General features: G+C 65.1%; 11 protein-coding genes and 1 pseudogene. 9 read left to right on the forward strand and 3 right to left on the reverse strand.

Annotated elements, in window-relative coordinates; genetic code table 11:
- Nucleotides 1-12: 12 nt before the first annotated feature.
- The 4 genes from A985_RS0118580 (at nt 13) to A985_RS0118595 (ending at nt 4064) form a co-directional block, all read left to right on the forward strand.
- Nucleotides 13-888 carry a branched-chain amino acid ABC transporter permease gene (locus A985_RS0118580; protein ID WP_017234879.1) on the forward strand — a complete coding sequence of 292 codons (876 nt, stop codon included), beginning with the start codon at nt 13-15 and terminating at the stop codon, nt 886-888.
- A gap of 18 nt (nt 889-906) precedes the next feature.
- Complete coding sequence (locus A985_RS0118585; protein ID WP_017234880.1) at nt 907-1710, forward strand: ABC transporter ATP-binding protein; 804 nt, start codon at nt 907-909, stop codon at nt 1708-1710.
- Nucleotides 1707-2420, forward strand: coding sequence for an ABC transporter ATP-binding protein (locus tag A985_RS0118590; protein WP_017234881.1), 714 nt, complete (start codon nt 1707-1709; stop codon nt 2418-2420). Before A985_RS0118585 ends, A985_RS0118590 begins: the two co-directional genes overlap by 4 nt.
- A 204-nt stretch (nt 2421-2624) precedes the next feature.
- A complete protein-coding gene (locus tag A985_RS0118595; protein WP_017234882.1) occupies nt 2625-4064 on the forward strand; it encodes a diguanylate cyclase in 1440 nt (479 codons plus the stop codon).
- 46 nt (nt 4065-4110) lie between these two features.
- Here A985_RS0118595 and A985_RS0118600 read toward each other — a convergent pair whose 3' ends face one another.
- The 3 genes from A985_RS0118600 to A985_RS0118610 are packed head-to-tail and all read right to left on the reverse strand — an operon-like array spanning nt 4111 to nt 6559.
- Nucleotides 4111-4599: a dihydrofolate reductase gene (locus A985_RS0118600; RefSeq protein ID WP_017234883.1), complete on the reverse strand. Its 489-nt coding sequence runs from the start codon at nt 4597-4599 to the stop codon at nt 4111-4113.
- Nucleotides 4596-5390 carry a thymidylate synthase gene (locus tag A985_RS0118605; RefSeq protein ID WP_017234884.1) on the reverse strand — a complete coding sequence of 265 codons (795 nt, stop codon included), beginning with the start codon at nt 5388-5390 and terminating at the stop codon, nt 4596-4598. The genes A985_RS0118600 and A985_RS0118605 overlap by 4 nt, the downstream gene beginning before the upstream one ends.
- Nucleotides 5391-5413: 23 nt before the next feature.
- A complete protein-coding gene (locus A985_RS0118610) occupies nt 5414-6559 on the reverse strand; it encodes an ABC transporter ATP-binding protein (protein WP_017234885.1) in 1146 nt (381 codons plus the stop codon).
- A gap of 300 nt (nt 6560-6859) precedes the next feature.
- Here A985_RS0118610 and A985_RS0118615 point away from each other — a divergent pair, with 300 nt between their 5' ends.
- The 5 genes and pseudogenes from A985_RS0118615 to A985_RS29470 all read left to right on the forward strand — a co-directional run.
- Entirely contained in the window at nt 6860-8581 is a 1722-nt protein-coding gene (locus A985_RS0118615; protein WP_017234886.1) for an iron ABC transporter permease, read from the forward strand.
- Between the two features lie 65 nt (nt 8582-8646).
- The gene (locus tag A985_RS28295) at nt 8647-8802 is read left to right on the forward strand and encodes a hypothetical protein (protein WP_157211514.1); all 156 of its coding nucleotides are present in this window, start codon (nt 8647-8649) and stop codon (nt 8800-8802) included.
- Between the two features lie 367 nt (nt 8803-9169).
- Nucleotides 9170-10081, forward strand: a complete 912-nt coding sequence (locus A985_RS0118625) for a LysR substrate-binding domain-containing protein (RefSeq protein ID WP_017234888.1) — start codon at nt 9170-9172, stop codon at nt 10079-10081.
- Between the two features lie 180 nt (nt 10082-10261).
- Nucleotides 10262-11338, forward strand: a complete 1077-nt coding sequence (locus A985_RS0118630; protein ID WP_017234889.1) for an ABC transporter substrate-binding protein — start codon at nt 10262-10264, stop codon at nt 11336-11338.
- A gap of 129 nt (nt 11339-11467) precedes the next feature.
- A pseudogene (locus A985_RS29470) lies at nt 11468-12329 on the forward strand (3-isopropylmalate dehydratase); the annotation flags it as partial.

The raw sequence follows: 12329 nt of genomic DNA on the forward strand, positions 1-12329 counted from the left end.
CACGGGGGCGCAATGGACTGGTTTAACAATTTCTGGGCGGTTTATAGCAATCTGGTGCTGACATTCGGCACCAATGCGCTGCTGGCCCTGTCGATTTACCTCACGCTCTCGTGCGGCATGCTGGCCATGGCCAATGCCGCGTTCATGGGCATCGGTGCGTACACGGCGGCGTTGCTCACGATGAACTACGACACGCCGTTTGCGGTGTCGTTGGCAGGTGGCATGGCAGCGCCGGCGCTCATCGCGTTCATCATCGGCAAGCCGACGCTGCGTCTGTCGGGCGTGTATCTCGCGATGGCGACGCTGGGCTTCGGCGAAGTTGTGCGTGTGCTGACGCTCAACGCCGAGGGTCTGACCGGCGGTGCGCTGGGCCTGAACGGCATTCCTCAACTCACGCAGTGGTGGCACGTGGCGGGGGCCGTGGTGATCTCGCTCGCCGTGTTGTGGCGCCTGCGCCGCTCCAAAGTGGGCCGTGCCTTCGAAGCCATCAAGGAAGACGAGACGGCGGCGGGCCTCATGGGCATCAACGTCACGGGCTACAAGATGCTGGCGTTCGTGCTGGGGGCGGTGCTCGCCGGGCTGGCCGGGGCACTCAATGCGCATCTGACGTTCTTCATCGGACCGAACGAATTCGGCTTCGACCGTGGCGTGGAGATTCTCACCATGGCGATTCTTGGTGGTATCAACGGGCTCGTGGGGCCGGTGCTCGGCAGCACGATTCTTACGCTGCTGCCCGAATTGCTGCGCGCGTTCGACGCCTTCCGTCTGGTGGTCAACGGCCTGATTCTGGTGCTGATCGTGCTGTTCCTGCCCAAGGGCATTTGGGATCCGGTGCGTTTTCGCCGTTGGTTCCGTGCCGGCAAGACGCGCTCGGCCTCTTCCACGTAAGCGGACGAGGGATACGACATGCTCAAGCTTTCCAATATTTCCAAACGATTCGGTGGCCTGCACGTTCTCCAGGACGTGAACATCGAGGTGCCGCAAGGCACGATCTTCGGCCTGATCGGCCCGAACGGGGCGGGTAAGACGACCGTCTTCAATCTGATCACCGGACTGTTGCAGCCCACGGGCGGCAGCATTACGTTCGACGGCGAGAGTCTCGTGGGGCAGAAGCCGCACAAGATTACGCAGCGCGGCATTGCCCGCACGTTCCAGAACATTCGTGTGTTCAAGGAGATGACGCTGATCGAGAACGTGGTGGTCGGCATGCACCGGCATCTCTCGTATGGCCCGGCGGGCCTGCTGTTCTCGCTGCCAGGGTATCGAGAGATGGAGAAGCGCTCGCGCGAACGCGCGCATGAGTTGCTCTCTTGGGTCAAGCTCGATCACAAGGCGCATGACATCGCCGACAACCTGTCTTATGGCGATCAGCGCAAGCTCGAACTGGCCCGGGCCCTGGCGACCGAGCCCAAGCTGTTGCTGCTCGACGAGCCGGTGGCCGGCATGAACACGGGCGAGAAGGTCGATCTCATGAGCGAGATCGAGAACATCAAGGCGCGCGGTTACACGATCTTCATGATCGAGCACGACATGCGTTTTGTGATGGGCTTGTGCGAGCGCATCGCCGTGCTGAACTTCGGACGCATCATCGCCGAAGGCAGTCCGGACGAGATCAAGCACAACCCGCAGGTCATCGAGGCCTATCTCGGCCGCGATGACGATGACGACGATGCGGCTGCCCTCGCGGCCGGCGCGGAGGACAAGGCATGAGCGCGCTGCTCGAAGTGAAGGGCCTGAAGGTGGCCTATGGGCATATCGAGGCCGTGAAGGGCGTCGATTTTTCGTTGCGCGAGCATGAGATCACCTCGCTCGTTGGCGCCAATGGCGCGGGTAAGTCCACGACGCTGCTCGCCTTGTCGGGGCTCATCAAGAAGCAGGCGGGCACGATTCTCTTCGAAGGCGAGGATGTCGGCGGTCTGGCACCGAACAAGATCGTGCAGCGCGGGCTGGTGCAGGTGGCCGAGGGGCGTGCCACGCTCACGACGATGTCCGTGCGCGAGAACCTGGAGCTTGGCGCTTACACGCGTCGCGACAAGCAGAACGTGAAGGCGGATCTGGACAAGGTGCTGGGGCGTTTCCCACGGCTTGCCGAGCGTATCGAGCAGATGGCCGGTAACTTGTCGGGGGGCGAACAGCAGATGTTGGCGATTGGTCGTGCGTTGATGGCGCGGCCGCGTCTGTTGCTGCTCGATGAACCGTCGATGGGTCTCGCGCCGATCATCGTGCAGGGCATCTTCAGCACCCTCAAGGAAATCAACGCTGAGGGGCTGACCATCTTCCTGGTCGAGCAGAACGTGCGCCAGGCGCTGAAGATTGCGCAACACGGCTACGTGCTCGAGACCGGCAAGGTGGTGCTCGAAGACACGGGGCGCAATCTGCTGGGCAATCCCCGTGTGCTCGAAGCGTATCTGGGCGGTTGAGGTTCGGCCGTGGAGCGGGGGGGGGCGTGGGTGCCGCCCCGATCCGGCTGGAGTGCGGTGTAAGACGGACGGTTGAGCACACCCGTTGGCAGACATGCGGAATTGGTGCATGCTGCGGCTAACCGGTCGTGGGCGGGGGAGATGTGTGCTCAACGCCATGAGTCGTTGGGCCGGCATCGGACACCGAAAATCAAAGGGTATCGTATGGACGCCTTTCTGATGGAGCGTGCAACGCCTGGTCAGCGGGCTTTTGCAGGCTGTCTGGCGATTGTCATTCTCGCTGCCCTGATACTGGCGGCGCCGCAGGCGAGCGCTGCACTCCCGGCGGTTGCGGCTTTCCTGCCCATGTGCGGCCTGACGGTCTTCACGACGGCGACGATCGCGTCGTTCCTGTTGGCGGCACAGTTTCGGGTGAGTCGGCTGCCGGTGTTCGGGCTGCTGTCCGGTGCTTATGCCTTTACGGCATTGACCGTCGCGATGCAACTGCTGACGTTCCCCGGCCTTTTCGCGCCGCACGGGCTGCTCGGGGCGCTCCCGACGACATCCGGCTGGATCTGGGTCATCTGGCATGCGGGGTTCCCCACCCTCGTGCTCATCGCCATGATGGAGCGACGCCGCTTCACCCCGCAGTCCGTGACGCAGTTGCCGCCTGCCGATCGTGCGATGTGGCTGTTCATTGGTCTGCCAATTGGCGTGGGGGTGCTGCTTTGCCTGACGGTGTTGGCCGTGCCGCTGCCGCCCGCGTTGTCACCGGCGAGCGTGCCGGGTGAATTGTCCGTCGGCGGGACCGGCATCGTACTGCTCTTATTGAACCTCGTGGCGCTGAGCGCGGTGCTGGCGATCGGTCGTCTGCGCACGGTGCTCGACGTGTGGGTGGCGCTTGCCATTCTTGCGTGTGTGACGGATACGGTGCTTAGTCTGATAAGCACCGTACGATTCACGCTGGGGTGGTACCTGGCGCGGCTGTTCAGCATGTCGGCGCCGGGGTTGCTTGTCTGCGTGCTGGTGTGGGAAATCACGCGGCTATACCGCGAGCTGTCGCGCGCGCATCTGCGTCTGATCGAATACTCCAACCGCGATGCGCTCACCGGCATCTTCAACCGCCGCTACTTCAACGATCGGTTCCCGAGCGACTTCGATCAGGTCCGCCGCTCGGGCCATCCGTTATCGTTGCTGATGGTCGACGTCGATCACTTCAAGCGCTACAACGACGCCTATGGGCATCCGCTTGGCGACGAATGCCTGGCACATGTGGCGCTCGCCATCATGCGCGCGACGCATCGACCGACGGATCTCGTGGCGCGATACGGCGGCGAGGAATTCGTGGTCGTCCTGCCGGAGACCGACGCGAACGGCGCCTGGTTCGTCGCGTCGCGCGTGACGGAATGCGTTCGGGCGCTGGCGAAACCGGGGCCTGGCGGACAGGGTTACGTGACGGTCAGCGTCGGCTGCGCAACGCATGTGCCGCAGCAGGGCGTCGCGAGCGATACGCCGGAGGGGCTGATCGCATTGGCGGACGACGCGTTATACGCTGCCAAGCGCCTTGGTCGTGACCGTGTACATGTCTCGGAGGGCGCGCCGATAAATGGCGGCGAGCGACCCGGCGCGCTCGCGCAGGCGCCGCGCGAAAACCTGAGCGCGTGAGTCGGAGGCAAAGTTCAAGGACGACGTCCGCACGCGCCCCATCACATCAAATCCGTTCGTACGTCACAAACGCGTAGTCGAAGTCATTGGGCGCGGGCGAGTGATGGGTCTCGCGTGCGGCTTCGCGCCATTGGGCGGCAGGCAGATCCGGGAAATGCGCGTCGCCTTCGAACGCCTTGGCGATCTCCGTGACGATCACCTTGTCCGCGCTTGCCAGCGCCTCCGCGTACAACTGCGCCCCGCCAATCAGGCAGATTTCCTCGACACCCACGCACAGCCGCATCGCGTCGACGAGCGACCCGGCCACGTCGCAGCCATCGATCTTCAAATCGGGATTGCGTGACACCACAATATTGCGCCGACCCGGCAACGGACGACCGATCGAATCGAACGTCTTGCGTCCCATCACGATTGGCTTGCCCAGCGTCGCGCGCTTGAAATGAGCAAGATCTTCCGGCAGACGCCACGGCAATTGATTGTCCCGCCCGATCACGCCATTCTCGGCGCGTGCGACCACCAGCGTCAGTATCGTCATACGGCCACCGGCGCCTTGATATGCGGATGCGCTTCGTATCCCGTGATATGGAAGTCTTCGAAACGGTAATCGAAGATCGAATCGGGCTTGCGCGAGATCTCGAGCGTCGGCAGCGCCAACGGCTCGCGCGCAAGCTGCGTGCGAACCTGCTCGAGATGGTTGTTGTACAGATGGCAGTCGCCGCCCGTCCAGACGAAATCCCCCACCTCGAGCCCGGTCTGCTGCGCCATCATGTGCGTGAGCATCGCGTAGCTCGCGATGTTGAACGGCACACCCAGGAAAATATCCGCGCTGCGCTGGTAGAGCTGGCACGATAACTTGCCGTCGGCCACATAGAACTGGAAGAACGCATGACACGGCGGCAGCGCCATGCGCGGAATCTCTCCGACATTCCAGGCGGACACGATCAGACGGCGCGAGTCGGGCGTCGTGCGGATTTGCTCGACGAGCTGTGTGATCTGGTCGATATGGCCGCCATCGGGCGTCGGCCACGAGCGCCACTGTGCGCCGTAGACAGGGCCGAGCTCACCCTCGGCATCGGCCCATTCGTTCCAGATGGACACGCCGTTTTCCTGCAGATAGCGCACGTTGGTGCTGCCCTGCAGGAACCACAGGAGTTCGTGCACGATGGACTTGATGTGCACTTTCTTGGTGGTGACGAGCGGGAAACCTTCCTGCAGGTCGAAGCGCATCTGGTAGCCGAACACCGAGCGCGTGCCCGTGCCGGTTCGGTCGGTCTTGTCTGTGCCATGTTCAAGTACATGGCGCATGAAGTCTAGGTACTGTTTCATAGGCCCATCCGTTTTGCCGGATTTTACCAGCCTCCGGGGAACGCCGTGCTGCGCGAGGGGCAGACGTCGGCGACACTCGCCGCGAAAACCACCGGATGCTCGACTGTCAGGCGTACGCCCACGCGCTCGCCCGCCTCGTGGGCCAGTTCACTATCCACGCGAGCGATCACTTCGCGACCCGACGCCAGACGAAGCGTGTAAAGCTGATCGGCCCCGCGAAACGCACGCCGTACCAGCGTCGCTTCGAATGGGCTCGCCGGGTCGTGGGCAATGTCATCTGCGCGCAGCAAAACGTCGACGCTCACGGGATACGTGTCCCTGGCGGCGCTGCGCAGCAGCTTGTCGGCCAGCATGGGCGAGACGGCCAGTTCCCCAAGTTCGAGCGAGATGCCGCCACCGTTGGCATTGCCCCGGAAGGTGCCGGGTATCAACGCGCCGCGTCCGATGAAATCCGCCACCACGCGATTGGCGGGCATGCGCCACAACTCGTGCGCGGGCGACCACTGAGCGATGGCCCCCGCATGCATGACCCCGATGCGATCGGCCATTGCGAACGCTTCATGCTGGTCGTGGGTGACAAGGATCGCCGTCGCGCCGCTCGCCTGGATGATCTCCCGCACCTCGACCGCCAGACGCTCGCGCAAATCGAGATCGAGGTTCGAGAACGGTTCGTCGAGCAACAGCAGTGCCGGGGCGGGGGCCAGGGCGCGCGCGAGCGCTACGCGTTGCTGCTGTCCGCCAGAGAGTTCGTGAGGGTACTTCTTCAACGCCCCCGCCAGCCCCACGCGCTCGGCGAGCCCCTCCACCCGCGCCTGACGCTCGCCCCGCGCCATGCGCCCGATGCCGAAGCCGATGTTGCGCGCAACGTCCAGATGGGGGAACAGCGCGTAGTCCTGGAACACAACACCGACGTGGCGACGCTCCGGCGGCTCGCTGAACTGCGCGTTGGCGACTTCGTGACCATCGAGCACGATGCGCCCGCCCGCCAACGGCTCGAACCCGCACACGGCGCGCAGCACCGTCGTCTTGCCGCAGCCGGACGGGCCGAGCAGACAGCCGATCTCGCCACGCGCCAGCGACAGCGACAAGTCGCATACCGCGGTGTGGACGTGGCCGGCAGTCTCGTAATTTACACAGAGATGGTCGAGCAGCAGGTAGGGCAGGGGCATCGGCGTGGATAAGTGTGAGTCGACGCAAGCACGTCAACGAAGCGTAGTCATGGAAACGAGCCGACGCGAATCGACACGAATGCCCGCAAGGTGGCATTTTCGCGGGAGGCCGGGCACTTTCTGCGGCCGTGCGCGTCAGAGTCGCAATCGCGAATGCGTATAATTTACAACGCTTTAGACCGGCAAGTGCCTACCGGTTCCCCGAAGTCACGCGACGGGCAACGGCTGTGCGCCGTCGCCCGGGGGTTTTCCCGCCGCTCGCTCGTCCGCCCCATTTCCGCTACCCGTTACCATTTGCCGATGTCATCGACGCCCCCGTCCCGCGCCGCCGCCGATTCTGCCGTCATCGATCCCGTTTTGGCCGAGCGTTCGCCTCCCGTCGCCCGCCGCAGGCGCGCTGGCCGTCTTTCCGGCGCCTGGGCGTGGCGGCTGGTCGCATCGGTTCCCGCACTGGTTGTGCTCGTGCCGATGTTCGGCATCGTGGCGGCGCTTGGCGCGGGCGACGCGGATACGCATGCCGTGCTGGCGCATATGCTCGATACGGTGCTGCCCGAGTACCTGCTCAACTCGCTTCGTATCTCGGTGGCCGTGAGCGCCGGCGTGCTGGTGATGGGCGTGGCCAGCGCATGGCTGGTCGTGCACTGCGCCTTTCCCGGGCGCCGTGTGCTGGAGTGGGCACTGATTCTGCCGCTGGCGATGCCCGCTTACGTTACCGCTTACGCCTATACCGATTTCCTGCAGTTCGCCGGGCCGGTGCAGAGCGCGTTGCGCACGCTGCTCGCGGTCGAACGTCTCGCCGGCTTCCCTGAAGTTCGCAGCTGGTACGGCGCTGCCTGGGTCTTCGCGGGCGCCTTCTATCCCTATGTCTATCTGCTGGCGCGAGCGGCCTTTCTGGAACACAGCCAACGGTACCTCGAAGCCGCACGCACGTTGGGGTGTACGCCTGCGCAGGGGTTTTGGCGCGTGGCGTTACCGCTGGCGCGACCGGCCTTGGTCGCGGGGCTGGCGCTGGTGCTGATGGAGACACTCGCCGATTACGGCGCGGTGGCCTACTTCGGCGTGCCGACGCTCACGACCGGCATCTATCGCGCGTGGTTGTCGATGGGCGATCGGGTGGCGGCCGCGCAACTCTCCGCCTGTCTGCTGTTCGCCGTCCTCGTCCTGCTGATCGCGGAAGCGCGCAGCCGGACGCGCCTTCGGTTCTATGGGGCGCCGGGGCGGGCGCCGTCGACGTCGCGGCGTGCGCGCTTGTCAGGGGCGCGCGCCGCCCTGGCAACCCTCGCGTGCGCACTGCCGCTCATCATCGGCTTCGTGCTGCCCGTGCTCATCATGCTGCGGCTGGCGGGCGCCGAGCTCGATCAGGTGCCTTGGCATCGGTACGGCGAGTGGGTCTTCAATACGGTGCGCCTCGCGGCGCTGGCGGCGCTCGTTGCCAGCGTCTTCGCCGTGGTGCTCGGGTACGCACAGCGACTGGCCCCGGGACGCGTTACGCGTATCGCCATCCGGCTCGTGGGCGTGGGTTACGCCATCCCGGGCGCGGTCATCGCGCTGGGCATTCTCGCGCCGGTGCTCCGACTCGACACGTGGCTGGGTCATGTGTTCGGCGCCGACGGACTGGTGCTTGCAGGCACTAGCGGCGTGTTGATCTATGCCTATCTCGTGCGATTCCTGCCGGCGGCGCTGCAGAGCGTGGACGCCGGCTTCGCCCGCATCCCGCCAAATCTTGATGCCAGCGCCCGCAGCCTCGGCGTGGGCGGCTGGGCGATGCTACGCCGGGTGCATCTGCCGCTGCTGCGCGGCAGCGTGTTGACGGCCGCGCTGCTGGTGTTCGTCGACGTGATGAAGGAGCTCCCCGCCACGCTCGCGCTGCGGCCGTTCAACATGGACACGCTGGCGGTCGTTGCCAGTCATCTGGCCGCCGACGAACGCCTCGCCGAGGCGGCCGTGCCGGCATTGACGCTTGTGCTGGTGGGCCTGTTACCGGTGCTGGTGCTGGCGCGCGCCATCGCGAAGCGCGCCTGAATGGATGGGGTGGCGGCATCGAGGCCGCGCGCGACTTGTGGCGGGAACCCCGATCGAATTCCCGTTTGAAACGTTTCCTGGTTGCCGCGCCGATAGCGCCGCACTATAGTCAAAGCAGGCCCGGCAACGATGCCGGGATGATCGAGCGTCAACAAAATGATTGCGATCGTCATTTGCAAATGTTGGCTGTTCATGGCCTTGGCGTCGGTACCGCCACCTGAGGCACCGCTGAACACGGCAGACGGCGGCTGGAGCGCCGTGCTGCTGGCGGGAGCGATGCGCTAGCGGGTGTCCCGGGAGGGACCGGCACCGACACTTCGAGACGGATGCGCGACGTCCGATGGGAACGTGTATTCCCGGGGCTTGACGTCGGGTTCGCCGCCTCCCGCGCTTGACGAGTCGCTTCCCCCTGAGTCGACTCGCCGCTTCCCCGAATGTCGTAGTCGTTTGCCGTCGTTCAGCAGGGGGCCTGTCGCACGTTGGCGCTTCGCGGGTGCTTTGCTGTGTCGTCGGGGGCGGTCGACAGTGGCGTTTTCGCCACATGCGCCGCAAAATCGCTGTCAATGCAGTGCCTTTGGGAGACCAGGCATGACGCTATGGCGGATCGATCTAGTCTCGTTGCGACTGTTCGTCGCCGTTTGCGAAGAAAGCAGCATTGCACGGGCGGCCGAGCGCGAATTCATCGCGCCCTCTGCCGTCAGCAAACGGATCAACGACCTGGAGTCCCTGGTCGGTTCGGCGTTGCTCCAACGTCATAAGTGGGGTGTGCGGGCGACCCCGGCAGGCGAGGCCCTCCTGCACCACGCGCGCAATGTGTTGCGCAGCCTCGAGAAGATGCAGGGCGATCTGTCCGAGTACACCAGCGGTGTGCGCGGCCATATTCGCATCTTCGCCAACGTTTCCTCGATCGTCGAAACCCTTCCCGATGAGCTCGGCGCGTTCCTGCGTCGCCACGACGGCGTGAAGGTCGACCTGGAAGATCACACCAGCGCACAGGTCGTGCGCGGGGTGGCGGACGGGGCCACCGACATCGGCATTTGCTGGGACGCCGTGGATACCCGCGATGTCGAGGTCTTCCCCTATCGCAACGACCAGATCGTGACCGTACTGCACCGCGACCACGCGCTGGCCGGCCGCGAACAGGTCGCCTTCGTCGACACGCTCGATTTCGACCACATCGGCGTGCATCCGGACAGCGCCATGTACACCGTGCTGCGGCGCGTGGCGGCCGAGCAGGGCAAGACGGTCAAATTCCGCATCCATGTGTCGACGTTCGAGGCGGTGTGCCGCATGGTGCGCGCCAACCTCGGGCTGGCCGTGGTGCCGCGCGAGGCCGTCGGCAGTTACTCGCAAGCGACTGACGGGGAGGCGCTGCGCATCGTGCCGCTGACCGATCCGTGGGCGCTGCGCCGGCTGATCGTGTGCGTGCGACGCTATGACGCCTTGCCCGTCGCCTCGCGCATGCTCGTCGATCACCTGTGCGCTCGCAACATTGCGTAAAGCATAGGAACGCCAAAGGTTCGCCCCAGGGCGGCAAGCGTCGCGAACGGCGATGTCTGGCATGCCGAAACACAACTTGTCGGCGCTTCGGGGGCAGCGGATGCTCTCAGAGCCGATAGCGATTCCGGCCGACGAGCCGGAGCGCGCCGATTTCCCGCATAGGGCGGGAGGAGACACGCGATGACATATACCGAAGCGCGCCGCGTGCGCGTTGCCGTAGGACGTTGGGCTCTCGTCTTCTCGCTGGTGGCGTCAGGCCTCGCAGCATTGGGGCTGAGCACTGGGGCCTGCGCCGCGCCCGCACAGGCGCTCGAAAAGCCGAAGCTCACGATCGCCGTGGGCGGCAAGCCCGGCCTCTACTATCTGCCGTTGACCATCGCTGAACAACTCGGGTACTTCAAGGACGAAGGGCTCGACGTCACCATCGACGACTTCGCCGGCGGCTCCAAAGCCTTGCAGGCGGTCGTCGGCGGTAGCGCCGACGTGGGCGCCGGGGCTTTCGAGCATACCTTGCTCATGCAGACCAAGGGATTGACCTATCAAGCGTTCGTGGTGCTCGGCGCGGCCCCCCAACTGGTGCTCGGCGTGGTCAAGGCCAAGGCCGCGGAGGTGAAATCGGTCAAGGACCTGAAGGGAATGCGCATCGGCGTGAGCGCGCCGGGGTCGAGCACGCATATGCTGGTCAACGTGGCGCTCGCGAAAGCCGGGCTCAAACCGAGCGACGTGTCCATCGTGGGCGTCGGCAGCAATGCGACGGTCGTCGCCGCCGCACGTGGCGGGCAGGTCGACGCCGTCTCCAACGTCGATCCGATGATGACGCTGCTGCAGTCGTCGGGCGACATCAAGGTACTCGTCGACACGCGTACGCAGGCGGGCACCCGCGCCATGTTTGGCGGGCCGATGCCGGCGGCCGTGATGTACGCGCCGCAGAGCTTCATCGAGAAGAATCCGCGCACCGTGCAGGCCGTCGCGAACGCCATCGTGCGGGCAGACAAATGGCTTCAGCACGCCACCGCCGCAGAATTGATCAAGACCGTGCCGGAGTCCTATCTGCTGGGCAACAAGGCACTTTACCTGGAAGCGTTCGCCAACTGCCGCGAGGCGTTCTCGCCAGACGGCATGATGCCCGCCGGCGGTCCGGCCACGGCGCTCAAGGCGCTCGCGTCGTTCACGCCCGAGGTCAAGCCGTCGCAGATCCGGCTCGGCGATACGTGGACCAACGTTTTTGCGACACAGGCCAATCGACAGTATCCCTGAGGGTGTCCAGACGAACGCGCGCCTGGATGTCGTGACCTCACGTTTCGTCCCGCGGCCGCCCGCGGACTCGGTACGGAACGTGCGATCAAAACGGGTGAACCCCTTGGGGAACATTCGAGGAGCGATCTCATGCAAGCCACTGTGCAACTCCACGGACGTGTGCTGTGGTTGAGCGACCGGGCCGATGTCATGGCCCGGCAACTGGCGGGCGAATCGTTGACGCGCACCGAAGCCGGGCCGTTGCGCGACCAGATTTCCACCGACGAGATGACGCCCGCATGGGCGTGTCTGGCGTTCGATGAGACGCTCGGCGACTACGTCTATGTCGGATTGCGATGCAGTGCGGACGCAACGAATCCGGCCGGCGTGTTTCCCGTTAGGCAGAAGGCGGTGCGCGAAGGCGGCTTCGCGTTGTCGGTCGCCGGAATGCGCCGTGGCAAGGGGTCGTCGCGCGAGGCGAGTCCGTTCGCCGAATGGTGCGCGGGCATCCGGATCGTAATCGCCGAGAGTTTCGAGCGCATTTATGCGCAGAACTGCCAGAACCTCGGGCTGTTGATGTCGACCGACTTGGCGCTCGCGGAGCGGCTGCAAGCGGGGGAGACGGTCGCCATCGACGCCTTTCTCGAAGACTGCGATCCATTGGGCGAGGAGATCGTGCGCAGCGGGGGATTGTTCGGTTACACGCGGCGCCGGCTGGCGGGAGACGTCGTGGCGCCGCGGCCCGCCCATGCGCCGGGACCGATGACCTACGGCGAGAAGATCATTGCCAGGGCGCTCGGCGTGCCTCGTGTGCGCGCAGGCGACGCCGTGTTCGTCCCCGCCGACTGGCGTTTTTCCCACGAATACGTGACGCCGATGGCCGTGAGCTTCCTGCGTCACGCCTTCGGCGACGCGGTGCCGGCGCTGCACGACCCGGCGTCGATGCTGTGCTTTGAGGATCACCTGACCCATCTCGACACGGTGTCCGTCGGCAGTGGCGGGGGGGCCCCCC

This window comes from Pandoraea sp. B-6, assembly GCF_000282835.1.
Classification (GTDB): Bacteria; Pseudomonadota; Gammaproteobacteria; order Burkholderiales; family Burkholderiaceae; genus Pandoraea; species Pandoraea cepalis.